The 24,945-nt window shown below is 59.5% G+C and carries 24 protein-coding genes; 10 read left to right on the top strand and 14 right to left on the bottom strand.

Going from position 1 to position 24,945, the window contains the following annotated elements:
- Window positions 1-7 precede the first annotated feature (7 nt).
- Window positions 8-1,216, bottom strand: coding sequence for an MFS transporter (locus PY308_RS20670; protein ID WP_275786460.1), 1,209 nt, complete (start codon window positions 1,214-1,216; stop codon window positions 8-10).
- Between the two features lie 108 nt (window positions 1,217-1,324).
- Here PY308_RS20670 and PY308_RS20665 point away from each other — a divergent pair, with 108 nt between their 5' ends.
- The gene (locus tag PY308_RS20665) at window positions 1,325-2,239 is read left to right on the top strand and encodes an AraC family transcriptional regulator (protein ID WP_275786458.1); all 915 of its coding nucleotides are present in this window, start codon (window positions 1,325-1,327) and stop codon (window positions 2,237-2,239) included.
- Window positions 2,240-2,376: 137 nt separating this feature from the next.
- Here the strand turns inward: PY308_RS20665 and pcaF are convergent, their stop codons facing one another.
- From pcaF to PY308_RS20650, 3 genes are read right to left on the bottom strand one after another with little or no spacing between them, the layout of a single operon-like run.
- Window positions 2,377-3,582, bottom strand: coding sequence for a 3-oxoadipyl-CoA thiolase (gene pcaF, locus PY308_RS20660; RefSeq protein WP_275786455.1), 1,206 nt, complete (start codon window positions 3,580-3,582; stop codon window positions 2,377-2,379).
- A gap of 10 nt (window positions 3,583-3,592) precedes the next feature.
- On the bottom strand, window positions 3,593-4,312 hold the full coding sequence (locus PY308_RS20655) for a CoA transferase subunit B (RefSeq protein ID WP_275786453.1): 720 nt from the start codon (window positions 4,310-4,312) through the stop codon (window positions 3,593-3,595).
- Entirely contained in the window at window positions 4,309-5,016 is a 708-nt protein-coding gene (locus PY308_RS20650; RefSeq protein ID WP_275786451.1) for a 3-oxoacid CoA-transferase subunit A, read from the bottom strand. Before PY308_RS20650 ends, PY308_RS20655 begins: the two co-directional genes overlap by 4 nt.
- Before the next feature lie 139 nt (window positions 5,017-5,155).
- On the opposite strand from PY308_RS20650, the gene PY308_RS20645 reads away from it, so the two are divergent.
- Window positions 5,156-5,911 carry an IclR family transcriptional regulator gene (locus PY308_RS20645; RefSeq protein ID WP_275786449.1) on the top strand — a complete coding sequence of 252 codons (756 nt, stop codon included), beginning with the start codon at window positions 5,156-5,158 and terminating at the stop codon, window positions 5,909-5,911.
- A 141-nt stretch (window positions 5,912-6,052) separates the two neighbouring features.
- On the opposite strand, the gene PY308_RS20640 is transcribed toward PY308_RS20645, so the two are convergent.
- The 5 genes from PY308_RS20640 to PY308_RS20620 are packed head-to-tail and all read right to left on the bottom strand — an operon-like array spanning window position 6,053 to window position 11,292.
- Window positions 6,053-6,838 (bottom strand): ABC transporter ATP-binding protein, encoded by a 786-nt coding sequence (locus PY308_RS20640; RefSeq protein ID WP_275791222.1) that lies wholly within the window; start codon window positions 6,836-6,838, stop codon window positions 6,053-6,055.
- Between the two features lie 7 nt (window positions 6,839-6,845).
- The gene (locus PY308_RS20635; protein ID WP_275786447.1) at window positions 6,846-7,694 is read right to left on the bottom strand and encodes an ABC transporter ATP-binding protein; all 849 of its coding nucleotides are present in this window, start codon (window positions 7,692-7,694) and stop codon (window positions 6,846-6,848) included.
- Window positions 7,687-8,598, bottom strand: a complete 912-nt coding sequence (locus PY308_RS20630) for an ABC transporter permease (RefSeq protein WP_275786445.1) — start codon at window positions 8,596-8,598, stop codon at window positions 7,687-7,689. Before PY308_RS20630 ends, PY308_RS20635 begins: the two co-directional genes overlap by 8 nt.
- Window positions 8,599-8,603: 5 nt before the next feature.
- Window positions 8,604-9,665: an ABC transporter permease gene (locus PY308_RS20625; RefSeq protein ID WP_275786442.1), complete on the bottom strand. Its 1,062-nt coding sequence runs from the start codon at window positions 9,663-9,665 to the stop codon at window positions 8,604-8,606.
- 25 nt (window positions 9,666-9,690) lie between these two features.
- Window positions 9,691-11,292 carry an ABC transporter substrate-binding protein gene (locus tag PY308_RS20620; RefSeq protein WP_275786441.1) on the bottom strand — a complete coding sequence of 534 codons (1,602 nt, stop codon included), beginning with the start codon at window positions 11,290-11,292 and terminating at the stop codon, window positions 9,691-9,693.
- 249 nt (window positions 11,293-11,541) lie between these two features.
- Here PY308_RS20620 and PY308_RS20615 point away from each other — a divergent pair, with 249 nt between their 5' ends.
- Genes PY308_RS20615 through PY308_RS20605 form a run of 3 tightly spaced genes read left to right on the top strand, consistent with a single transcriptional unit; the run spans window position 11,542 to window position 14,195 of the window.
- On the top strand, window positions 11,542-12,123 hold the full coding sequence (locus PY308_RS20615; RefSeq protein WP_275786439.1) for a GntR family transcriptional regulator: 582 nt from the start codon (window positions 11,542-11,544) through the stop codon (window positions 12,121-12,123).
- A gap of 1 nt (window position 12,124) precedes the next feature.
- Window positions 12,125-13,042 (top strand): dihydrodipicolinate synthase family protein, encoded by a 918-nt coding sequence (locus PY308_RS20610; RefSeq protein WP_275786437.1) that lies wholly within the window; start codon window positions 12,125-12,127, stop codon window positions 13,040-13,042.
- Window positions 13,043-13,055: 13 nt separating this feature from the next.
- Window positions 13,056-14,195 carry a mandelate racemase/muconate lactonizing enzyme family protein gene (locus tag PY308_RS20605; protein ID WP_275786436.1) on the top strand — a complete coding sequence of 380 codons (1,140 nt, stop codon included), beginning with the start codon at window positions 13,056-13,058 and terminating at the stop codon, window positions 14,193-14,195.
- A 266-nt stretch (window positions 14,196-14,461) separates the two neighbouring features.
- On the opposite strand, the gene PY308_RS20600 is transcribed toward PY308_RS20605, so the two are convergent.
- Together PY308_RS20600 and treY are read right to left on the bottom strand one after the other, a co-directional pair.
- Window positions 14,462-14,659: a hypothetical protein gene (locus PY308_RS20600; RefSeq protein ID WP_275786435.1), complete on the bottom strand. Its 198-nt coding sequence runs from the start codon at window positions 14,657-14,659 to the stop codon at window positions 14,462-14,464.
- A gap of 138 nt (window positions 14,660-14,797) precedes the next feature.
- Complete coding sequence (treY, locus tag PY308_RS20595; protein ID WP_275786434.1) at window positions 14,798-17,287, bottom strand: malto-oligosyltrehalose synthase; 2,490 nt, start codon at window positions 17,285-17,287, stop codon at window positions 14,798-14,800.
- Window positions 17,288-17,444: 157 nt separating this feature from the next.
- Between treY and treZ the strand changes: the two genes are divergently transcribed.
- The gene (gene treZ, locus PY308_RS20590; RefSeq protein ID WP_275786433.1) at window positions 17,445-19,196 is read left to right on the top strand and encodes a malto-oligosyltrehalose trehalohydrolase; all 1,752 of its coding nucleotides are present in this window, start codon (window positions 17,445-17,447) and stop codon (window positions 19,194-19,196) included.
- Window positions 19,197-19,452: 256 nt separating this feature from the next.
- Here treZ and PY308_RS20585 read toward each other — a convergent pair whose 3' ends face one another.
- Window positions 19,453-19,752: a DUF2934 domain-containing protein gene (locus tag PY308_RS20585; RefSeq protein ID WP_275786432.1), complete on the bottom strand. Its 300-nt coding sequence runs from the start codon at window positions 19,750-19,752 to the stop codon at window positions 19,453-19,455.
- A 12-nt stretch (window positions 19,753-19,764) separates the two neighbouring features.
- Window positions 19,765-20,031 (bottom strand): hypothetical protein, encoded by a 267-nt coding sequence (locus PY308_RS20580; protein WP_275786431.1) that lies wholly within the window; start codon window positions 20,029-20,031, stop codon window positions 19,765-19,767.
- Between the two features lie 179 nt (window positions 20,032-20,210).
- Here PY308_RS20580 and PY308_RS20575 point away from each other — a divergent pair, with 179 nt between their 5' ends.
- Entirely contained in the window at window positions 20,211-20,459 is a 249-nt protein-coding gene (locus PY308_RS20575) for a DUF6894 family protein (RefSeq protein WP_275786430.1), read from the top strand.
- Between the two features lie 23 nt (window positions 20,460-20,482).
- Complete coding sequence (locus PY308_RS20570; RefSeq protein WP_434064269.1) at window positions 20,483-21,487, top strand: YihY/virulence factor BrkB family protein; 1,005 nt, start codon at window positions 20,483-20,485, stop codon at window positions 21,485-21,487.
- A 62-nt stretch (window positions 21,488-21,549) separates the two neighbouring features.
- Here PY308_RS20570 and PY308_RS20565 read toward each other — a convergent pair whose 3' ends face one another.
- Window positions 21,550-22,110: a type 1 glutamine amidotransferase domain-containing protein gene (locus PY308_RS20565; RefSeq protein WP_275786428.1), complete on the bottom strand. Its 561-nt coding sequence runs from the start codon at window positions 22,108-22,110 to the stop codon at window positions 21,550-21,552.
- A gap of 113 nt (window positions 22,111-22,223) precedes the next feature.
- Between PY308_RS20565 and PY308_RS20560 the strand changes: the two genes are divergently transcribed.
- Both PY308_RS20560 and PY308_RS20555 read left to right on the top strand, forming a co-directional pair.
- On the top strand, window positions 22,224-23,456 hold the full coding sequence (locus PY308_RS20560) for a putative DNA modification/repair radical SAM protein (RefSeq protein WP_275786427.1): 1,233 nt from the start codon (window positions 22,224-22,226) through the stop codon (window positions 23,454-23,456).
- Window positions 23,456-24,925 carry a UdgX family uracil-DNA binding protein gene (locus PY308_RS20555; RefSeq protein WP_275786426.1) on the top strand — a complete coding sequence of 490 codons (1,470 nt, stop codon included), beginning with the start codon at window positions 23,456-23,458 and terminating at the stop codon, window positions 24,923-24,925. The genes PY308_RS20560 and PY308_RS20555 overlap by 1 nt, the downstream gene beginning before the upstream one ends.
- The last annotated feature ends 20 nt before the right edge of the window (window positions 24,926-24,945 follow it).

Raw genomic sequence — 24,945 nt, 5'->3', positions numbered from 1 at the left:
TCGCGTGCTATCCGGCGGCAGCGGCAAGGCGCGTGCGGCTTGCAAACCCGATCAGGGTGGCGCCGAGCAGGGCTGACAGTCCGGCAAAGGCGAAGACGCCGGCGGGTCCATGGGTTTCGACGATGAGCCCGCCGAACACGGCGCCGCTCGAAATGGCAATCTGGAAGGTTGTGAGCATCAATGCCCCGGCACTCTCTGCTTCATCGGATGCCGCCTGGGTGACGAAGCTTTGGACGCTGACCGGGAGCGCTCCGAAGGCAAAGCCCCAAAGGGTTGTGGCAACCGTGGCGACGACCGGCGAGGCGCCTGCAAAGCTCAGCGCGAACGCCGTGATGGCAATACCGGCTGCCGCAAGCGTTATCGACAGAGCGGTGTTGCGCTCGGCGACAAAACCGCCGGCGAAATTGCCCAAGAACCCGCCGATGCCGAACGCCAGGAGAATCCCTGAAACGCCTTCAACGCCAAAATGCGGCACGGTCTCGAGGAATGGGCGGATGAACGTGAATCCGGCAAAGTGGCCGGCCACGACGAGAAGAATCGTCAGGAGCCCGAGGCGGATGGCGGGTCGACGCAAGACGGTGACCATCGTGCCCAGGTTGGCCTGACCGGCGGAGGGCATGGCGGGCAAAGTGAAGGCCTGCGTCAGGAGAGCAAGGACGCCAAGGACCGCCGTGATCACAAATGCGAACCTCCAGCCCATTATGTCGCCCACCCAGGCGCCGACAGGCGCTGCGCAGACCGTTGCGGCAGATACGCCGCCCATGATGATGGCCATTGCCCGCGGCATCAGCCGTTCCGGCACGAGCCGCATCGCCAGAGCCAACGACATGGCCCAGAAGCCGCCGAGACCGATCCCGAGCAGGGCACGCGACAGGAGCAGCATCGGCAGCCCGCTGGACAGGGCTGCCAGCAGGCTGGAGAGGATCAGCAGTGCGGTGAGCCCCAGAAGCGTATAGCGCCGGTCGAAACGGCTTGTGCCGACCACGATGGCGGGTCCGGCGATTGCGCCGACGACCGCGGTCATCGTCACCGATTGTCCAGCAGCGCCGATGCTGACACCGAGGTCTTGCGACATCGGTGTCAGCAGGCTCGCGGGTAGAAATTCTGCGGTAACCAGGCCGAACACACCGAGGGAGAGGGAAATCACGCCCGCCCATGCAGGCTTCGTGCGGCCATCGTCGGCGCGAAACCCAAGTGTCTCTTGTTTGCCATTCATGTGCTGTCTCCATACCTATTGACAGAAGGCTAAACGGGAAGCATTGGTGTTTCTATGCTGAAAAAGCCAGAAGACATGACCATTCGTCCAAACTAAGAGCAGCACCCGATGAATGACCCGCTGACCGAGATGCTGAGGGGACTTCGCCTCGACGGCGTGGAATATGGCCGTTGCCAGCCAGCGGCTCCCTGGGCGACGGCATACCCGACACAAATGGAGGCGCAGTTTCATTTCCTGGCTTCCGGTCACGCCTTTCTCCAATCGCCCTCAGGCGAATGGACCGAGATGCACCCCGGCGATGCTGTCCTCTTGCCGCGCGGCGATGCCCATGTTCTGGCAAGTGAGCCGGGTGTGATGCCGACGCCGGTGGAAAGCTTGCCCCGCAAGCGCCTTTGCGATGGTATCGTCGATCTGCAATGTGCCTGCCCCGATACCAGAAACCTCCTGTTCTTTGCAGTCTTGCGATTCAATATCGACAAGCGGCATCCGCTGTTGGAACTGATGCCGGATGTCATGCGCACCAGCGATCTGGCCGCCAGCGAGCCGACACTTCCGCCCCTGCTCGATGCGATGATGCGGGAGGCGGATATGAACCGCGTCGGGGCAGGGGGCATTCTCTCAAGGCTGGCGGACGTCCTGACCGCTACGATTATCCGCACCTGGGTGGAGCACGGCTGCGGCGACTCGACCGGCTGGCTCGCAGCCGTGCGCAACCCTGAAGTCGGCCGTGTTCTGGCAGCTATCCATCTCGATCCGTCGCATGATTGGAGCGTCGACAAGCTCGCCCGTCACATGGGCGCTTCCCGTTCGGGTTTTGCCCAACGCTTCGCTACCGTCGTGGGGGAAACCCCTGCCAGATATGTGGCCAGAATGCGCATGCACCAGGCGCACCAGTGGCTGAGGGAAGGACAGCGCGTCGCCGTGATCGCCGAACGCCTTGGCTACGAGTCGGAAGCATCGTTCAGCCGTGCCTTCAAGCGCATCATCGGCGCATCTCCCAGCCAGTCCCGCGAACATAGATAAATGAATGGAACCGCTTTCGTCGGTCGGCGGGAGCGACGAACTTTCTTCACGATGCCACCGGAAAAGCATGATAGGCCCGGCTGAAGATTTATTAGCCGCAGGTCCGACGGCTTCCGCCCGAAGATTATCAGTGCCGTTCACACGCGCTCAAGTGCAACCGCTATTCCCTGCCCGACACCAACGCACATGGTCGATAACGAATAGCGCCCCTTGCTCGCTGCCAGCTCCAACGCTGCGGTTCCAGCGATACGCGCACCGGACATTCCGAGCGGATGGCCGAGGGCAATCGCTCCGCCATTGCGATTCACGCGAGCGTCATCATCGGCAATGCCCAGTTCCCGCAACACGGCCAGGCCTTGGCTTGCAAAGGCTTCGTTGAGTTCGATGACATCGAACTGCTCTTGCGTCATGCCGAGCCGCGCCATCAGCCTGCGCGATGCCGGGACCGGACCGATGCCCATGACGCGCGGTGCGACGCCGGCCGAAGCCCCCCCGAGAATGCGCGCCATCGGCGTAAGGCCATATGCCTTGATTGCCGCCCCGGACGCGATGACGAGCGCTGCCGCACCGTCGTTTACCCCTGACGCATTGCCGGCAGTGACGGTGCCGCCTTCCTTTCTGAAGGGTGTCGCGAGCTTTGCCAGCGCTTCAACCGTCGTTACGCGTGGATGCTCGTCCTGATGGACAATGACCGGATCGCCCTTGCGCTGAGGGATCGTTACGGGCGTGATCTCTTTCGAAAGCCGGCCGCTTGCCTGCGAGGCTGCGGCCTTTGCCTGTGAGCGCATGGCAAAGGCATCCTGATCCTCACGGCTGATTTTATAGTCTTGCGCAACATTTTCGCCGGTTTCGGGCATGTTGTCGACGCCGTATTGCCTTTTCATCAGCGGATTGACGAACCGCCAACCTATGGTGGTGTCGTAAATCTCGGCATTGCGCGAAAACGCCGTTTCGGCCTTTGGAATGACGAGCGGTGCACGGCTCATGCTTTCGACGCCACCGGCGATCATCAAATCGGCTTCACCGGACTTGATGGCGCGCGCGGCGGCGATCACCGCATCCATGCCTGAGCCGCAGAGACGGTTGATGGTCGTACCGGACACCGAGGCCGGCAGACCGGCCAGCAGCAGCGACATGCGTGCAACATTTCGGTTGTCCTCCCCGGCCTGATTGGCACATCCGAAAATGACATCATCGACAGCCTCCCAGTCGATGATGCTGTTGCGTTCCATCAATGCCTTCAAGGGGATCGCAGCGAGGTCGTCCGGCCGCACTGAGGATAGCGCGCCGCCGAAACGGCCAATCGGGGTGCGGATATAATCGCAGATATAGGCTTCGGTCATGCCGTTTTCCTTACAATGCCGGAACAACGAGGTCAGCGACAACGGCATCGACATGAAGCCGCGCTCCGGTCATTGCCTGCAGTTCATCCATGGTCATGCCCGGCAGTTTCTCTCTCACCAAAAAACGCCCCTCGACAATGTCGATCACGGAATGGCTCGTATAAACGCGGGTAACGCAGGCAACGCCCGTTAGCGGAAAGGTGCACTTGTCGAGCAGTTTCGGCTCGCCGTTCTTGCTGACATGTTCCGTGATGACGCAGACCTGTTTTGCGCCATGCACGAGATCCATGGCGCCGCCGACGGCGGGTACGCCTTTTGAACCCACACGCCAGTTTGCAAGATCACCATTCTGGGCAACCTGGTAGGCACCGAGTATCGCGACGTCGAGATGGCCGCCGCGTACCATGGCGAAACTGTCGGCGTGATGAAAGAAGGATGCGCCCGGCTTCAGCGTCACGGCTTTCTTGCCGGCATTGATCAGGTCCCAGTCCTCTTCACCGGCAGGTGGCGGCTCGCCGAAGTCGAGGATTCCGTTTTCGGTGTGAAAGATGGCCTGCCGGCCCGAAGGCTGGTAACGGGCCACCATTTCGGGAAAACCGATGCCGAGATTGACATAGGCGCCATCCTCGATGTCCTGGGCTGCCCGCCAGGCAATCTGTGCATTGGTAAGCTTGATGTCGTCCCTGGTATCAACGCGAGGGTTTCCGGTGGTGCGTGTATCGATGGTCATGCGTAAACCACTCCGGCTCGAATGAGGTCTTCCTCCTGCTGCGGGTGCGCAACTTCCACGACACGGTTGACGAAAATTCCGGGGGTAACCACCTGCTCGGGATCGATCGTGCCGAGGGGAACGATCCTTGACACCTGGACGATCGTCTTTGCCGCTGCCATGCACATCAGCGGATTGAAATTTCGGGCGGCCTTATTGTAGGTGAGATTGCCGTGCACGTCGCCGATATGGGCCTTGACGATCGCAAAATCAGCTTTCAGCCAACGCTCCTGGACATAGGGACGACCGTCGAATTCGGCGATGACCTTGCCGCCTGCGAGTTCTGTTCCATAGCCCGTCGGCGTATAGAAGGCGGGAATACCCGCGCCGCCGGCGCGGATACGCTCGGCCAGCGTCCCCTGCGGCACGAGCTCCAGCTCGATCTCGCCTGCCAGATACTTGTCGGTAAAGGCGCGGGGATCCGATGATCTCGGAAACGAGCAGATCATTTTCCTGACCATGCCGGCATCAATCATCGCGGCAATGCCGATCCGGCCATTGCCGGCATTGTTGTTGATTACAGTAAGGTCTCTTGGACCCTTGTCGATCAGGGCGTGGATCAATTCGATCGGTGCGCCCGAGCCGCCGAAGCCGCCGATCATGACGGTCGCACCCTCCCCGATCCCTGAGACGGCGTCGGCAACGCTGCCGATTGTCTTGTCCATGCTGCTTTCCCTGATCCTGACGGCCGGAGACTTCGCGTCCCTGATTTACCGGCATAAATCCGTGCACTCTGGACCGCAAGCGATTTGTGCGTTATTTGATATTTGTTCATATATCGCACAAATCGAACTGGGGATTTCTATGCGGGAAACGGATTTCGTCAGTGGATTTGCACGGGGGCTGAAGGTCATCGAGGCTTTTGGAGAGGCGCGGCAGAAGCTGTCGATTGCCGATATCGCCAAGGAAACCGGTCTCGATCGCGCCACGACGCGGCGATGCCTTCTGACCCTGGCGGAGCTCGGCTATGCCGACTATGACGGCAAGTTCTTTTCGCTGACGCCGAAGATCCTGCGGCTCGGTCATGCCTATCTTTCCGCGACACCGCTGCCGCTGCTCATCCAGCCGCATCTCGATCATCTCTGCGAAAAGGCGGGCCAAAGCGCCTCTGCATCGGTGCTCGATGGCGCGGAAATCGTGTACATCGCCCGCGCATCGCAGCGGCGGGTGATGTCGATCAACCTTACTCCCGGCAGCCGATTGCCTGCCTATTGCGCCTCCATGGGCCGCGTGCTGCTCGCTGCCCTTCCCGAAAGCGAGGCACTCTCGATCCTGTCGCGAACCGAATTAATGGCGAATACGCCAAACACGAAGACGGATGCGGGTGCACTGATGGAGGAATTCAACCGGGTCCGAACCCATGGCTATGCGATCATCGATCAGGAACTCGAAATCGGCCTTTGCTCGATTGCCGTGCCGATCGAGAATGACCGAGGCCAGACCGTGGCGGCCATCAATATCGGAGCGCCGGCCGTTCTTGCCCCCGCATCGGATATGGCAAAGCGCTATCTGCCATTGTTGCAAGAGGCGCAGCGTGCCCTGCGGCTGGTCCTGAGATAAAGACACTTGAAAATCCCGCTTTACAGGACACGAAGCCATAGGCGGGAGTAACTTTCGACGTTCGCGGTGCGCAAGGTCCGGCCCTGGCCCCTTGCGCACAAGCAGATCCGGTTGCTGCCGAGATGCTGGTGGCGTCATCCGCTACGCTGGAAGCGTGTCGGCCGGGGCGCGGCGCGCGCGCGGCGAAACATAGCCCTTGCTGCCATCCAGCAGCGTCTTCGTGTAGGGATGTGCGACGGTCCCCTGCAGCAGGTTCTTCCGGGTGGTCACTTCCACGAAGACACCGTCCTGCATGACGGCCACGCGGTCGCAGAGATGGGCGATCACCGCCATGTCATGGCTGACGAGCACGAAGGTCAGGTTTTCGCGATCGCGCAGATCCTTGAGCAGGTTGAGGATTTCGGCCTGCACGGACACGTCGAGCGCCGATGTCGGCTCGTCGAGAAGCAGGATCTGGGGCTTCAGGATCAGCGCCCGGGCAATGGCGACGCGCTGGCGCTGGCCGCCGGAAAGCTGGTGGGGGAAACGGTAGCGGAAATTATGCGGCAGGCCGACATCCTGCAGGATTTGTGCGATCCGTTCTTGTCGCTGGTCCAAGCCATGGATTTCCAGCGGCTCGAGCAAAGTCCGGCCGATCGTATGGCGGGGGTGGATCGAGCCGAAAGGATCCTGAAACACCATCTGCTGCAGCGCGAGCTGCGCTTTCGTCCGTTTCGGTAGCGCGGCTTCGCCATTGATGACGACGGAGCCGCCCCAGTTCCTGTTGCGGCCGGCCAGTGCGCCGAGCACCGTCGACTTGCCGCAGCCGCTTTCGCCCACCAGTCCAAAGGTTTCGCCTTTGGCGACTTCAAAAGACACGTCCTTCACGACCCTGAGCGCGTCATGGCCGTGACCGTAGGAGACGGCCAGATTGTCCACTTTGATCATCGACATCTCAGTCCTCCAGCCATTGCGGGTCGCGCTTGAGCACCTCTAGCCTGTCGCGGGGATGTTCGAGGCTCGGAAGCGCGTTCAAAAGGCCCCGCGTGTAGGGATGGTTGGCATGCTGCAATTTGTCGGCATCGAGCGCTTCGACGATTCGGCCTGCATACATGATCAAGACCCGATCGCAGAAGCTACGCACGAGGTTGAGATCGTGCGAAATGAAAATCAGGCCGATATTGCGCTCGGTCACCAGGTCGTCGAGAATGCTGAGCACCTGCTGGCGCACAGTCACGTCGAGGGCGGAGGTCGGCTCATCGGCGATGATCAGCGACGGCTGCGAAATCAGCATCATCGAGATCATGATGCGCTGGCCCATTCCGCCGGAGACTTCGTGCGGATAGAGCCCGTAGACCCGTTCCGGATCGCGGATGTTGACGCGTTCCAGCATCGCCAGAGTCCGGGTCCGCGCTTCGCGGCGGGAAACATGCTCATGCAGGATGACGGTTTCGGAGATCTGCTCACCGACAGTCATCACGGGATTGAGTGAATATTTCGGATCCTGCAGGATCATCGAGATGCGGCTGCCACGGATATCACGCATCTGCGCCTCGCTCGCCGTCAGCAGATCGACGTCCTCGAACTGCATGCGATCCGCGCCGACGATGGCGCCCTGAGGCTGAAGCCGCATGATCGCCCGACCTGTCGTGCTTTTGCCGGAGCCGGATTCGCCGATGATCCCGACCTTTTCCCGGCCGACCTTGAAGGAGACATTCTTGACAGCGGTGACCGCGCCGGTCAGCGTCGGAAACTGGACAGACATGTTTTCCACGGAGAGAATGGTGTCGCTGATATCAGGCATTGCGTGGATCCATTATGTCGCGCAGACCGTCTCCGAGCAGGTTGAAGGCGAGGCTGACTGTGAGGATTGCAAGTCCCGGAACGGTCGTCAGCCACCAGGCATCCAGGAGATATTGACGTCCTGATGCAGCCATCGCGCCCCATTCCGGCATTGGCGGCTGCGCGCCAAGACCGAGAAAGCCCAGCCCTGCGGCCGTCAGGATGATGCTCGACATGTTGAGGGTCAGGCGAATGATGATCGACGGCGCGCAGAGCGGGACGATGTGGCGCAGAAGGATGCGCGCCATCCCCGCTCCCTGAAGCTCTGCCGCCACGACGAAATCGGCCTGGCGAAATGTCAGCGTCTCGGCGCGTGCCAATCGCGCGATCGGTGGCCAGACCGTGAGCGCGATCGCGATCACCGCATTCTCGATGCCGGGACCAAGGGCCGCCGAAAAGGCCAGCGCCAGCACGAGGCTCGGGAAGGACAGGAAAATATCGGTGATGCGCATCAAAACGATATCGGTCCAGCCACCGAGATAGCCGGACGTTGCACCGATGACGAAGCCGATGGGGCCGACGATCACGGTGACCAGGATGCTGATATAGAGCGTGGTCCGGGCGCCATAGATCAGCCGCGAATAGACGTCGCGGCCGAACTCGTCGGTTCCGAACCAGAAGTCGGACGATGGCGGACGCAGGGCCAGAGCCAGATCCTGGGCAATCGGATCGTGGGTCGACAGCAGCGGCGCCAGCGCGGAGACGATCACCAGCGCCACGACGACGACGAGACCGGCGAGCGCCAGCGGGTTGCTGACCAGGCTGAGCCACAGGACATAGGCCTTGTGAAGACGGGCCTGGCGCGTGGAGGAAAAATCCTCGCTGATCAGCCAGTCGTGCAGTGTGCCGAAATATCGGGTTGTCATTGTATTTACCGCGTGCGTGGATCGAGGAAACGATAGACGATGTCCGACAGCAGGTTGATCGCAATCGATATGAGACCGATCAGCAGGACGCTGCCCAGCACTGCATTCATGTCGGCAAAGAACAAGGCGGAGGTGAGATACTGGCCAAGACCGGGCCAGGCGAATACCGTCTCGATCAGCACCGTACCGTCGAGCAGGCCGCAATAGGCGAGCGCAACGATCGTCAGCAGCTGCACGCGGATATTGCGGAAGGCGTGACGCCAGATGATGGCGCGCTGGTCCAGCCCCTTGGCCTTGGCCGTCAGGATGTACTCCTGCCGCAACTGTTCGAGCATGAAGCTGCGGCTCATGCGGCTGAGATAGGCCATCGCCGCGTAGCCCAGGATCAGTGCCGGTGCAAGAACGTGATGCAGGACGTCGAAGAAAACGCCCCATTCGCCGGCAATGATGGCATCGATCAGCAGCGAGTTGGTCGGGCCATCGACCAGTCCTTCATTGTAGACGTCCAGCCGGCCGCTTCCGGGTATGATGCCGAATTTGGCGTAGAAGATGAGAATGACGATGGTACCGAGCCAGAAGATGGGCGTCGAATGGCCAAGCAGCCCGACAAAGCGGGCAAGATGGTCGACCCAGGTGCCCTTGCGGACGGCAGAGATGATGCCGAGCGGTATACCGAACACCGCCCCGATGAGGGTGGCAAGCGTCGCCAGCTCGAGCGTCGCCGGGAAAACCCGCGCCAGATCGCTGGAAACCGCATTCTTGGTAACGTTCGACTGGCCGAAATCCAGCTGTGCGATATTGCCGATATACGTGACGAACTGAACGTAAAGTGGCTTGTCCAGCCCCATCTGCTGGTAGACCCGATCATACGTCGCCTGATCCGCCTGGTCTCCGATCACGGCAATGACCGGATCGGCCGGCACCATCCGGCCAATGACGAACGTGATCACCAGCAGACCCAAAAGTGTCGTCAGAATGACCGCGAACGAGGTTGCCAGTTTTCGGATGCTCCTCAACCAGGTCGCCCCGGCCGAAGAGCGCGAGTTTTGAGTTTGCGCGATGCTCACGTTCGCATTCCTTTGTTCAACGCGGTCACTCGCCCTTGGTGACCGTGTCCCAACGGGTCAGCCAGGTGGAATGCCCGGTATAACCCTTGACCTCGTTGCGTACAGCCTTGGCGTCGGTTCGGAGAAACGACGTCACGAGTGCAGGCGAGGACGCGAGATAGGCCTTGTTGATCGTGGTATAGAGTTCGGTGCGTTTAACCTGATCGGTTTCATGGGCTGCGGCGACGACCATGTCCTGGATTTCCTTGGGAACATCCCAGGCCGTGCGCCAGGCATTGAGACCGGTCAGTTTGGCTTCGTCCGAATTATTGGCATTGGTCGCATAGGATTGCAGGATCGAATGCGGATCGGGCAAACGTTCGCCGGAGCGGGCCGAAAAGATCTCGAACTCGCGGCTTCGGAACTTGCCGATGTGATCGCCCGCCTGCAGATCCAGCTTTATGCCAGCCTTGGCGGCATTGGCCTGCAGCGATTGCGCCACCTCGAATTCCGGCGTCACCGGGGTTGCGTAATAGACCTTGGAGAAACCGTCGGGATAACCGGCCTCCGCCAGCAACTGCTTGGCCTTTTCGATGTCCAGCTTGTAGGGATTTTCATCGACGGAGCCTGGAAGGCCCGCAGGCACGATGGTCTGCTGTTTGACGCCGTAATATTTCATCACCGTACCGGCCAGGCCATCATAATCGATCAGATAGCGAAAGGCTTCACGAACCTTGGGATTCCCAAGGATTTCATCCTTCTGATTCAAAGCCAGATAGTAAAAACCGAAGCCGGGCGTCTTTTGAATCGTCACCTTGCCGCTCTGATCGAGGGCGTTGAGATCCGTCGATGAGAGCCGGGTGGCGATATCGATGTCGCCGGCCTCGAGCTGCAGGCGCTGGGCCGCGGATTCGGGAAGATGGCGGACGATGACGCGGCGCATCTTCGGCTCCCCTTGCCAGTAGTCCTCGAAGGCATCGGCGATCAGCAGATCGTTCGAGCGCCAGGTGCGCAGTGAGTAGGGGCCGGAGCCTGCATCGTTGCTCTGCAGAAATTCGCGACCCATGTCGTCATTCTTGATGTGCTCGGCCAGCAACTTGCTGTCCAGGATCGAGGTGGAAAAACTCGCCAGCGATAGCAGGATCAGGTTCGGGTTCCAGACCTCGGGCGTCTGCAGGACCAGCGTCGTATCGTCGATCGCGGTGATCAGGGTAGCGACATTGTCTTCCTTGAAGCCCCATTGGCGAAGGTCGACCGAGGGCGCGAGACCCAGCGTCACGAGACGGCGCAAGGACCATTCCACGTCCTTGGCGGTCAGCGCGTTGCCGGAATGGAAGGTAATTCCCGACCGGATCTTGAAGGTGAAGGTCTTGCCGTCGGCAGAGACAGTCCAGCTTTCTGCGACGCCAGGCGTCGGCGTGGTGATGCTGTCGGCGGGCAGAACGATAAGACGGTCATACAGGTTGGCAACGACCTCGGCCGCCTCCAGCTGGTTGAGCTCGTTCGGGTCGAGGCCGCGCATTGACGAAAGGTTCTGCGCGATGACGAGCTGATCCTCCGGAGTGGCGGCGCAGACTGTGAGCGGCACGGCAAAAAATGCGGCGGCGACCGCAGTGGACACCAAAAGCCGGCGTCTGAACAAATCCATGTCAACTCCTCCCAAGAGCTTGAACCCTGCAACAAAAATGAGATTTCATATCGACATCGATCTGAAATCTGGTATATCAGATCTCACAGAATGCAACGGACGTCAACGGGGAATTGGTTCGTGAAGCAAGAAGACGGCCTGGCATTTCACGACGAAAGGATCGAAAAGCTCGATCCGCGCCTGTTGACGACGCTGCGGGACCACGTTCACCGCAGCCTGCGAACCGCCATTCTCTCGGGGAAATTTGGCGTGAACGAAAAGGTCAACGAGCGCCAGCTCGCCGAGCAGCTTGGCGTCAGCACGACGCCGATCAAGGAGGCGCTGCGCCAGCTTGAGACCGAGGGACTCGTCGAGGCCCTTCCCCGTCGCGGCGTTTTGATTCGTTTCAATGCGAACTGGGCTGAGGAAATGATTCTCGCCCGGGCAGCACTTGAATCCATGATCGCGCGTCTGGCGGCGAAACGGCTTTTAAGCCCCGCCGCGACCGATCTGCGAGCGACCGTCAACCTGATGACAAGAGCAACCCAATCCGGTGCGGCCGACGACCTGATCGCCTTGAACGAGACATTCCACGAACAGATTCATGTGGCGTCTCAATGTCAGTATCTGGCCCGTATGATCGAACGGCAGCAATTCTATGACGCAAGCATCCGCAGGGTGATCCACTCCAATCCGACGGAGCGTGAACTGGCGCTGGGCGAGCACGCCGCCATCGCAGAGGCAATCATTGCCGGTGATACGGACAGAGCAGAACGCGTGATGCGCGATCATGTGGTCAGATCTGGCCAAACCTATCTGAACATCGTTTTTAAAAGCAAAGAGGAAGTTTAACGTGAACGAAGCTGTTGCGCGAGTTCGCCAGGCGCTGACGGGTATATCCGGAGTTCCTGTCACGCCCTATGCGGCCGATGGAAGCGTCGATATCGTCAAGCTGAAATCGCTGATCGAGAAAATGGCCGCCGCCAGGGTCCATAATCTGATGGCTGCCGGCAATACCGGCGAATTCTTCACCCTGTCGCTCGACGAGGTTCGCCTCGTCCATCGCGCCACCATCGAGGCAGCGGCCGGCAAGTCCCTGGTCAGCGCCGCTGTCGGACGCTCCCTGGTCGAAGCGAAAGCGCTGGCGCGCGACGCGATTATTGCCGGCGCCGACGCCATCATGGGTCACCATCCGATGGACCCCTTTGCCGGGCCGTCCTATCAGAGCAAGTATTTCCTTGAGCTGGCGGATAGCTGCACCGTTCCGGTGATAGCCTATGTGCGGAGCGACACGTTTTCCATCGCTGATTTCCGCAAAATGGCGCTGCACGAGAACATTGCCGGCATCAAGTTCGCATCCGGCAACCTGATGCTGCTCGCCGATGTCATCCGCTCGACCAAGGACGCACCGGCCATCTGGGTCTGCGGACTGGCAGAAGGATGGGCGCCCGCCTTTTACGCCATGGGCGCCCGCGGCTTTACCTCCGGCCTGGTGAACGTCTTCCCGGAACGCTCGCATGCCATCCACCGCGCATTGGAAGCCGGAGACTATGCCACGGCCCGCAATCTGATCGATGAGATCGCCGGTTTTGAAAGCATGCGGACGAAATATCTGAACGGTGCCAACGTGACTGTGGTCAAGGAGGCGCTCGGGATGCTGGGCACGGATGTCGGCCCTGTACGCGTGCCCGGGGTAGAGGCCCTGAACGATCAGGAAAGGGAAAGCCTGAGGGAAATCGTCATGCGCGTCAGCGAAACCCGCGCCGCCTGATCGGAGAATTGAAATGCACATTACTGCTTTGAAGACGTTCATGCAGCGCGTCGATGACCGCCCTCGCCTTCTGGTCAAGATCGAGACGAGCGAAGGCATATCGGGTTGGGGCGAGGCCTATAATCATGGCCCCGACTGGGCACTTCCGCCCATGCTGGATTACCTGTTCCGCCAGATAGAAGGTGAAGATCCGCGCCGCGTCGAATATCTTGTCCTGAAGCTCAACCAGCAAGCCCGCTTTCCGCCGGGCGCCCTCGGTCTGGCTGCCATTTCCGCGATCGACCATGCACTGTGGGACATTGCCGGAAAGGCCGCCGGCCTGCCGGTCTACATGCTTCTGGGCGGCAATGTTCGCGATCGAGTGAGGATCTATTGCGGCGTCTATACCGCCCCCGATCCGGAGGCGGCACTGGAGCAGACACTTCAGTTGAACGAGGATTTCGGCTACACGGCCTTCAAGCTCAGCCCCTACAGACGCGACCTTCACAACAGCCGATGGGGCGAACTGGTCAAGGAAACCGGCGGCTATTTCGGCAAGATCCGGGAAATTACCCCGTCGCATTTCGAATTCGCCTTTGATGCCCATGCCAAGATCTATGAGCCCTATCAGGCCGTCCAGCTTGCAGCGGCAATCGCCCCCTATGATCCGTTGTTCTACGAAGAGCCGATCCGTCCGGAACACATTCCGGCCTGGGCCGAACTGAAATCGAAGGTGACTGTGCCGCTCGCCACCGGCGAGTCGCTCTACAACCGCTTTGAATTCCTGGCGCTCTTGAACGCGCGTGGTGCCGACATCATCCAGCCCGACATCTGCGTCGTCGGCGGCGTCACGGAAATGCGGCGCATTGCGGCAATCGCCGAGGCTCACTACGTCACGATCGCCCCGCACAACCCAATGGGACCGCTGGCGACTGCGGTGAACATCCACTTCTGTGCTGCCCAGCCGAACTTCAAGATTCTCGAATACAAGCCGCATGTTCACGCGCCCTGGGCGCTCGATCCCTATATCCCTGTCGACGGCCATATGGAGCTTCGCCCGGATCGCCCGGGCTGGGGGATCGAGATCGACGAAAAGGCCCTGGCGACGGAGGATTACATCCACTGGGAACGCAAGATCACCAGCAAACCCGACGGATCGACGGCCTACCCTTGAGCTCAGGTTTGGGAGCCGTTCGACAGCTTCACCCTGTTCTTCGCCGGCTGTCGAATGCTCGTATCAACAGTGATACGGCGTTTGCGGCCGACGCTTTTCTCGCTCCGTCTAAACCGAGCTGATGACCGGCTGCGCCGGCCGTGAGCAGCGCCTCGCGCGCTTCCCGGTCCCGATCGACCATCAGAGCCACGTCATGGATCGTGTAAACGGCAGTTGCCGGATGAAGCGCCGGAACCACCAATATCGATGTACCGTCTACCAGCATCTCACAAACGGCCGCTGACCATGCTTCTCCCGTTGATCGAGGCCGGGACGGCAATCTGTTCGCTTGTCGTCCTGGCAAGAGGCAAGTCCACCCTATAAGGTGGAATGATCTGCGGCTGCCACGCGTTTTTCTTCATCGGCAGGCCGACATTCGGCTGTGACGATGGCGGGGCGGGGGCTTTTTTGACATGGCGGCGCATGATTTTCTCCTGCATGGAAGGAACGATGAGCAGGCCAAACTTTTTCCGTCCGTTATAGTTCCTGCTGTAAGGGCAATGATCCGGCTATCGAACGGCTATCCTGAATCACGCAATGCGCAGGCAAAGGCTGTGTCTCAGCTATGAATCCGCCATAACGAGGCAAGCGACGGGCCGCTCCGTCAGCAAGGTCTCGACCGTAATCTGCGTTCCGGCGATTTCGCTGCCGCCGAGCAAGTCCCTAAGCGGCCGTCCCGCATCTGCAGGAAGCTTTACCGTGGTGTCGCTCCAGAAACCGGGAACGGCCACGAGCGCATGCGCCTGCAGCTTTCCAAACATCAGGCGGGGCGCAATCGCAACCAGGTACTCCTCGCCTTTCCGCCTCGCAAAAGCCACCAGATGATCCTTGCAAGGTCCGGTAACATCAAGCGGCTGATAATCCCCCTCGTTGAAGAGCGCGGGATGATCCTTGCGATACTGCAGGATCGCTGTCAGCACAGCTTGCTTCATGTTCGCCGCTGCGCCGCTCAGGGTCTTCGATCCCCTGGCATTTGACGAAAACCGGGCATAATCCACCGGACGCCGATTGTCCGGATCCACCATGCTGAGATCGAGACCCTCCGTACCCTGATAGACGTCCGGGATACCGGGGGCGGTCAACTTGATGAGAGTCTGCGAGAGACTGTTCGAATAGCCTGCCTCAAGGAAAGGCTGCATTGTCAACTGGAAGTCTTCGGTAAAGTCCGCGTTCTGCGGTGACACGAGAGCTTCGGCGTAAGAAAGAACCGCTTTTTCATAATCCTCGTCCGGCGCTGCCCAATCCGTTCCAAGCTTGGCTTCGCGCGAGGCTTTCTCCGTATAGGCCAAAAATCGCGATGCCAGGTTTTCTTGCGTGGTGTCGTCGGACCATGCCCCAGCCAGTGCCTGATAGAGCATCCACTCGACGGCTGCTTCCGGCACATTCCGACCGGAGACAGATGCCAAATGCCGCATGTTCATTCCGCGCCAGCGTTCAACCGCTTCATTCCATACCTCAGACCCCTCGCAGAGGGTGTAAAGCCGTGCCCGCGCGTCTTCGCCACGCTTGGTATCGTGTGTCGAGGTTGCGGAAAGGCCGTGCGGCTGGTGTCGGGCGCGGTCTGCCATGAGGCGGTGAAAGGCTGCCACACCGGTTTCAGGACGTATGATTTCGCCGCCGACCTCGTTCAGAGCCAGCAGACGGTTATACCTGTAGAAAAACGTATCCTCGACCGCCTTCGCCATGACCGGTCCGGTGAGTTGCTGAAACCGTCTCCGGAACTCCAGATGCTCTTCGTCAGGATTCCGCAAAAGGCCAGCGATCGCATCAAGTGCGGTGCGAGAGGGGAGCATCGCTTCCGCTTCCGCTTCCGCCAGCACCCCCGCCAGGACCGTTTCATCTTCCGCGTCAAGCCTGCCCTCGTCACCATAAGTCCGGTAGACGGGAAAGGCGACAAGCAGTTCCTGCAGAGCGGAGAGGATGTCGGCCTCCTGCAGATGCGGGTGGGCCGTCTTCACCAAGGCTGCAAGGCGTGCCCCTTCGCCCGCAAAATTCCGGCCCGCGATCAGACGTTTTGCATCGCGCAGGCCTGTCGCAAGCATGGAGTCGGGTGGAGCGAGCTTGCCATAACCGGCTTCAAGATGGTCGAGACCATCCTGATCGATATAAAGTGTTGCCAAAGCCGTGTTGAACTCATAACCGGTGGTCCCCTCGACTGGCCAGCTCGGGCGCAGCTGCTCGCCGGGGCCCAAAATCTTCTCGACGATCAAATAGATATCGGGTCCAATGGCATGGCGCAAACGATCCAGATAGGATTGTGGAGCCGCAAGACCATCGACGTGATCGACCCGCAGACCTTGAACCCGACCAGTTCTCACCAGGCGCAGGATGAGCCTGTGCGTATGTTCAAATACCGCGTCGTCTTCAATGCGGATGCCGACAAGCCCGGTGACCTCGAAAAACCGGCGATAGCTCAGATGTTTTGCCGCATCCTTCCAATGCGTCAACTGCCAGTGTTGCTCAGCAAGCAGAGCCTGCATTTTTTGCTTGTCCCCGGAAAAACAGGATAGGTTTCCGCCTGCCGTCTCGGAGAGAACGCGCCGAACCGTTTTCCTATCCAAAGGTAGCCGTGTTTCGTAATAGGCCAGTTCAAGGCCGTCGTTTCCGTCTGTTACCAGAACCAATTCGTTATCGGCCAAAACCTCCGGCAGCGGCTTGCCCAGCAGAGGCAAGGTCAGCTTTTCACGCCAGTCTATGTCGAAATAGCTGGAAAAGGCGCTTTGCCTGCCATTTTCCAGAACATCTCGCCACCAGCCGTTTTCCACGGATGCGGCCATGTGATTGGGGACGATATCAAGGATGAGTCCAAGATTGGCCTCCCGCAGCGCCTCCGCCAGGCGCTCGAAGCCGGCTTGCCCGCCGATGGCAGGATCGATCTCGTTGGCATCGGTGACGTCGTAGCCGTGGGTGGAGCCGCCAACCGCCGTGAAAATCGGCGACGCGTAGAGATGGCTGATGCCGAGGGATACCAGATGGGGGACAAGATCGATAGCATCATCGAAGGTCATGCCGTTGCGAAATTGCAGGCGATAGGTCGATGTTGGACGTTTCATGCGGCTCTCTTTTGTCGATGTCATTAAGTAACACCTCCAAGCCGCCGGTGTTCCATGACGTGACGCTCGGCCGAATATTTGCTCGCCCAGGGAACAGGTGGCGGCGGACTGTGTTGATTGGTCAGGTGCATCGCAGCATGAGAAGGAGAGCGAAGGCGTGAACACGTCGAGTTTTGGGCCGGAAATCACAGAAGATGGCGTGCTTTTTCGCCTTTGGGCGCCGCTGCAGAACAAGGTGCGCCTTTCTCTTGAACCGGGGGGAATTCATGACATGCAGCCCGGTGACGAAGGCTGGCACCTGTTCAAGGCTGAAGCGGCGGGTCCAGGCAGCCGATACAAGTTTGTTCTCTCCAATGGCCTTGCGGTGCCGGATCCTGGATCCCGCTTTCAGCCGGAAGACGTGCACGGGCCGAGCGAGGTCATCGATCCTTCATTCTCCTGGCAGTCGGCCGGCTGGCGCGGGCGCCGCTGGGAGGAAACGATTCTTTACGAATTGCACATCGGCACGTTTACGGAAGGCGGAACTTTCCTTTCGGCCATCGAAAAACTGGATCATCTGAAGAACCTCGGGATTACCGCGATCCAGATCATGCCGGTCGCCGAATTTCCGGGGCGCTGGAATTGGGGATATGACGGTGTTCTCCCCTATGCACCCGATGCAAGCTACGGCCGTCCGGAGGATCTGAAACGGCTGGTCGACGCGGCTCATGAGCGCGAAATTTCCGTCTTTCTCGACGTGGTCTACAACCATTTCGGTCCCGACGGAAACTACATGCCGCTTTATGCGCCCCTGTTTACCGAGAAGCATGCCTCTCCCTGGGGGGCCGGCGTCAATTATGACGATGCGGGGGCCGCATGGGTCCGCGAATTGGTCATCCAGAACGCGCTTTACTGGATTACCGAGTTCCGAATGGACGGTTTGCGCCTGGACGCGGTGCACGCGATCAAGGATGACGGCAGGGAGCATCTTCTGCATGAACTGGCTGGGCGGGTTCAAACGGCGGCAGCCGGCCGGCATGTTCACCTTGTCGTTGAAAATGAAGACAATAATTCAGCTTTACTGGAGCGCGATCATCAGTGCAGGCCCACGTCATTTACCGCACAATGGAATGACGACATACATCACGTGCTCCATGTAGCGGGAACCGGCGAAACCTTTGGATACTACAGGGACTACGCCGACGATGTCTCGAAGATCGGCCGCGCTCTGGCGGAGGGGTTTGTTTTTCAGGGCGAGCATATGGCCTATCGTGGCGAGACACGCGGTACGTCCAGCACCGGCTTACCGCCGACCGCCTTCATATCCTTCATCCAGAACCATGATCAGATCGGCAACCGGGCCCAAGGCGATCGCGTTTTGGCCTCTGTACCATCCGAGGCGTTGAAGGCGCTTGCCGCAGTCTACCTGCTCAGTCCGCAAATCCCGATGCTGTTCATGGGCGAAGAGTGGCGGGCCGAGCAGCCATTCCCCTATTTCTGCGATTTCAATGCCGAGTTAAACGACATTGTCAGAAAAGGCAGGCGCACGGAATTGTCCAGATTGCCGGGTTTTGACGCCGGCACCATGCTGGATCCGGCCGCCGAAAGCACGTTCCACAGTGCCAAGCTCAAATGGCCGACTGATCAAAACGATGCTTGGCTGACCTTTTATCGCTTCCTGATCAATTTACGGCGTGAGCACATTGTGCCGCTGCTCACAAACGCCGGCAGCGGTGCGGGTGTTTATGAGGTTGCAGAGAGCAGCGTTTCCATCGCATGGCGCTTCGAATACTCCACCTTGCGTTTATGTGCCAACCTGTCCAATAGAAGCTGCATTTGCAGGGTCCCTGAAGGGGATATATTTTTTCAGTTAGGTGAAAACGAGGCCGGGATGCTGTCGCCTTGGGGGGTAGTCTGGACTCTGGAGTAACGGAGGAATGGCGTTGCCGTAAAGTTCTCCGGATCAAATTACATCATGATCCTCACCGTTCATGACGGCGCCCGTTATAAAACTGCCAGTTCAGATCAAGCGCCGCCCAGTTCCGCACGTCGGCCAATCTGGCCGATCAAGGGTTGCTTGCCGAGGATCGCGTCCTTTCTTCGGCATGGTGGATGGTATGAACGGCGTCCAGATCGAACCAGGCACGCCAGCGTTGGGCGGAGTGCCCTTTCCCGCAACCATTCGGCTAGACGGGCCGCAAATTTGGCGGCAGGCGGCCATTGTGATGAACCGGATTGGATTGGTCGCCGGCCTCGACCGGCATCTGGCTTTGTTCCGCCTTCCCGCTTCTCGCTGGTGGTTCGCCCGCATCGACCGCGACAGTCTCCGGCTGAGGGGAGACCGTCCCGGCACCATTGTCCCGCGAATGACCGGTCAGCTCTCTTTCAGCCTGTCGCCAGTGGTCTTCGTGCCTCCCATGCACGCCTTCTCCCCTTTCCCAGAGCGAATAGGCACGTTCTCGAATCTGCTTTTCAATGTCAGACATGGCATCACTCCTTCACATGATCTCAGCTCTGGTGCCGCTCTCCAACACCGATGTATTTGCGGGAACCCCGGCTGTTTCCGGAACGGCGTTACTGTGTTCAAGCCTGGAAGGCATGTGCTGCGTTTGGCCTGCGCGAAAGCTTTTCAGGCGCGCCGACAGGTCAAAGGCACGCTCTGCTTCAGAAAGCAATTCGTCCACGTCGTCCGTCAATTGATAAAGCTGACCCATACCATTCTCCTCTTCGCGAATCCTGCGTTTACCGAGGCGGGTTGAATTCATTGATCCCCTGTGGCCATGGGATCAGCAGCGACTTCACCTTTGGCCGCTAACGTCATCGAGCAGTCAAAGTTCCCGGCGGCTCGCGGGAATTGGATTCAGTTGCCGGGCGCGCCCTTAATACCAGGGAACCAAAGCCGCGCCCGGGGATTAGCTCCCTGTAGCAAAGCCGGGGTAATTCCATGCGTGTCCATTTCACTTTTAACGACGGCGGCGGTATCGAACCTGACGGCACGTTCGAGTTCAAAAGCATCGAAGCCGCCAAAGCGGAGGCGCTCCTTGCGCTGACGCATTTCCTGCAGGAGGACTTGCGCCGCTCCGGCGTTATTTTGGGAAGTGTTGCCGGTCATGACGAGCAGGGAAAAACCCTGTTCACTGTCACGATGCGTGTGGAGATCGAGGAGGCTGGCACTGTGGTGCACAGCAAATGACAACGGGTTACAGTGCAGTTGGTATGGAAAAGGACTTGAGTGCCGAACGCCGCCATGAGCGACAGCCGAAAGGCGAGCGCCCGGAAGAGCGTGGCCGGACTGCGGATACGCCGAATGAAATTCCCGCAAAAGGGCTGCGCGATGTTTTCTGGAGAGTGGTTACCGAAACAATCGAGGATCGGGTGACGCTGATTGCGGCCGGTGTTGCCTTCTTTATCCTGTTGGCCCTTTTTCCGGCTCTGGCCGCGCTGGTTTCGCTTTACGGCTTCATCGCCGATCCACAAACCATGGCGAACCACATCACTTTTCTCGCCGACGTTCTGCCACCCGGCGCCTTCGATATGATTATTACCCAGCTAAATGTCCTTGTGCAGCAAAAGAACTCCTCCTTGAGCCTGACCTTTCTCGCCAGCCTGGCCATCGCCCTGTGGAGCGCCAATAGCGGGGTCAAGGCGCTTTTCGATGCAATGAATATTGCCTATGGAGAGGCGGAAAAAAGAGGCTTCATCCACCTCAACGCAATGTCCTTGCTTTTTACGTTCGGCGCGCTGATTTTCAGTGCGACATTCATTGCCGCGGTTGGCGTCGTCCCGGCCTTGTTGGCCTATCTCTGGCTGGACACTTGGCAGGAGATCCTCATCCGGTTTCTTCGCTGGCCTGTGCTTTTGGTCGTTATCGCCGTCGCGATTGGCCTCGTCTATCATTTCGGTCCAAGCCGCGAACGGGCAAAACTGCGCTGGCTTAGCTGGGGGGCGGTCTTCAGCACTTTGCTGTGGCTCATCGCGTCGATCCTGTTTTCGTTCTACCTGGAGACGTTTGCCGACTACAACGCGACATATGGTGCCCTGGGAGCATTGATCGGCTTTATGGTCTGGACCTGGATATCGATGATTATCTTGATTGTCGGAGCGCAGCTGAATGCGGAGCTGGAACATCAGACTGCCTGCGACACGACCACCGGCAGCCCCAAGCCAATGGGTGAAAGAGGTGCCTACGTCGCTGACACGCTTGGGGAGGCGATCGACTGAGCGTTTCCCGCCCCAGGACTCCGAGGCGGGAATTATCCAGGCGCGCTTCCGCCCCAAAAGGCTTATGCGGCGCGGCGGTCGTGCTGACCTTCCTCGATTTCCTCGATTATCTTGTTCACGAACATCTCGAGATCGTCCGGTTTGCGCGAGGTGATGATGCCCTTGTCGGTGACCACAGGCTCGTCGGACCAGTTTGCACCGGCATTCTTCATGTCGGTCTTGATCGATGCATAGGACGTCGCATTCCTGCCGCGCAGGGCGTCGGCCTCGATCAGAAGCCAGGGCGCATGGCATATGGCTGCGACCACCTTGCCCGACTGAACGAATTCCCTGACGATCCGCATCGCGTCCTCGTCATGGCGCAGGACATCCGGGTTGATCTGGCCGCCCGGCAGAACCAGAGCGTCGAAATCCTCCAGCTTTACATCCTTGGCAAGCAGATCGACATCGACGGTGTCGCCCCAGTCCTTTTCATCCCAGCTCTTGATCGGGTCCTTTTCGATCGACGCGACTTTCACCTGGGCGCCGGTCTTCTTCAGTTTATCAAGGGGCACGCGCAGCTCGGAGCGTTCATAGCCATGCGTGGCGAGAATGAGGATTTTCGATGTGGTGATGGAAGGCATTCGCCAACTCCTTCTGGATTATGGAGGGTTCGGGTCCTCAACGACCGCGTCCCTCAAACGTTCCCTGACTTTCCGGAGTTGACGCAAACCCGATAAGAACATATCATGAACACATGAAAAAATCGCTGAACGAAAGATTGGCCATTCTCTCGGATGCAGCCAAGTATGATGCGTCATGTGCTTCAAGCGGCACGACGAAACGTGATTCATCAAAAACCGGCGGGCTGGGATCGACCGAAGGCTCGGGCATCTGCCACGCCTATGCTCCGGACGGTCGATGTATTTCCCTTCTGAAAATCCTCATGACGAATTTCTGCATCTACGACTGCGCCTATTGCATCAACCGGTCGTCCAGCAATGTCGAGCGGGCGCGGTTCAGCGTCGAAGAAGTGGTCTGGCTGACGCTGGAATTTTACAGGCGCAACTATATCGAAGGCCTCTTTCTGTCCTCCGGCATTATCCGGTCATCCGATTACACGATGGAGGAAATGGTCCGGATTGCGCGGGAATTGCGAGTAACGCATAATTTTCGCGGCTATATCCACCTCAAGTCCATTCCGGAAGCATCTTCGCTGCTGATCGAGGAGGCGGGGCTTTATGCCGACCGGCTGTCGATCAACATAGAACTGCCGACCGATAGCGGGCTGGCGCAATATGCGCCTGAGAAGCAGCCGGCGAACATCCGCAAATCAATGGGCGAACTCCGGTTGAAAATAGAGGAAGCCAACGATCCGACGTTACAGACGAAACGGCGCAAGCGCTTCGTGCCGGGCGGGCAAAGTACGCAGATGATCGTCGGTGCCGATACTGCCGACGATTCCGTCATTCTCTCGACCAGCGCCCGGCTCTATGGCAGCTACGGGCTGCGCCGGGTCTATTATTCCGCCTTCAGCCCTATTCCGGATGCGTCCAAGACCCTGCCCCTGATCAAGCCGCCACTGATGCGGGAGCACCGGCTCTATCAGGCGGATTGGCTCTATCGGTTCTATGGCTTCGACATCGCGGAAATCACTGAAAATCAGCCGGGCGGGATGCTCGATCTGAAGCTTGATCCGAAACTCGCCTGGGCTCTTGCCAATCGACACCGCTTCCCTGTCGATATCAACACGGCGGAACGCGAGATGCTTCTGCGGGTGCCAGGGCTTGGGGTCAAGGCTGTCAACGGGATTGTCTCCGCCCGCCGCTATCGCCGCCTGCGGCTGGAGGATCTTGGGCGGCTGCGTGTGTCCCTGAAGAAAGTTCAGTCTTTCCTGATTGCTGAAGGGTGGACGCCGCATAGGCTGATCGATCGTCCCGACCTGCGGTCGATGTTCGAGCCGAAACCCGAACAACTGGCTTTGCTCTGATGCAGACCGTCAGCCTTGAAGGAAAGGGAGATCTTGTGGAATGGCGCATGGCGGCGCGCGATCTTCTGCTGGCCGGCGTGCCACCGCAGGAGATCAACTGGCGACAGAAGGATGCCGCCGCTCTGGAACTTTTCCCGGCTCAAACGATGGCGCTGCCGGACGCGATCAACACGACACAGACGATGACGGTCCCGAAAGCCTTTCTCGATATAGCGGCAGCGGCCATTTGCCATTCCGATCCCGGCCGGTTTCAGCTCCTTTACCGCATTCTCTGGCGCTTGCAGCGAGACCGCACGCTGCTTGCGGTGCGGCCGGACGTGGATGTGGTTCACCTGCACAGCCTGGAAAAATCTGTACGGCGCGATTATCATAAGATGACGGCCTTCGTCCGGTTCAAGGAAGTCGGGCAGGAGATGATGGATTCACGACGCCGGTTCTTCGCCTGGTTCGAGCCGGATCACCATATCGTCGCAAGGGTAGCGCCCTTTTTCCAGCGGCGGTTCACCGACATGGATTGGGTCATCGCTACGCCCAAGGGAATTGCGGCATGGGATGGGAAAAACCTCAAGACGTCCACCGAACCCGGCGATAATCCGGGACTGACCGATGCGGCGGACGAGCTCTGGCGCACCTATTTTTCCAATATTTTCAATCCGGCCCGCCTGAAGGTGAAGGCCATGCAGGCGGAAATGCCGAAGAAATACTGGAAGAACCTGCCGGAGGCGGGGCTTATCCCCGGCATGATCGCCGGAGCGCAGGCGAGCGTCGTCGCTATGGCGGAGAGAGCGGCAAGCCAGCCGCCGGCATTTCACGATCGGTTGCAGCGGACGGCAAGAGACGGTCCGGCTCTCCCCACCGGGGTCCCCGGCGCCCTGCCCGATAGCATCGATGCCTTGCGGCAGCAGGCGAAATCCTGCACGCGCTGCCCGCTCCACTGCAAGGCAACGCAGACCGTGTTCGGCGAAGGCCCGGAGCATGCGGCTATCATGGTGGTGGGAGAGCAACCGGGCGATCAGGAAGATCTGGCCGGCCGTCCCTTTGTCGGGCCTGCAGGGCAGGTTTTCGATGCAGCAGCGAAGTCGGCCGGGCTCGACCGTGCCGGCCTCTACCTCACCAATGCCGTGAAGCATTTCAAATACGAGCCGCGCGGCAAGCGGCGAATCCACCAACGCCCGAACACCGGCGAGGTGCAGCAATGCAAATGGTGGCTGAAACTCGAGCTTGACCTGGTCAAGCCGAAGCTCGTGGTCGCCATGGGCGCAACGGCGCTGTCTGCTCTCACGGATGGCCGTGGAAAGCTGGCCGACCTGCGGGGCCGCGTGCTGGATGACGGTGAAGGCCGGAGCCTTCTTGTGACCGTGCATCCATCCTATCTGCTTCGGTTACCGGATCCACTGAAAAAGGCTGAAGAGACTGCGCGGTTTCAGGCCGATATTGCCCAAGCGACCGCTTTCGGCCGCACCGGATGATTTGTCGCGCCGGCATCGTG

The sequence above is a fragment of the Pararhizobium gei genome (assembly GCF_029223885.1).
GTDB classification, from domain to species: domain Bacteria; phylum Pseudomonadota; class Alphaproteobacteria; order Rhizobiales; family Rhizobiaceae; genus Pararhizobium; species Pararhizobium gei.
Note: the sequence above shows the minus strand (reverse complement) of the source record. Positions and strands in the feature narration are given on the sequence as shown.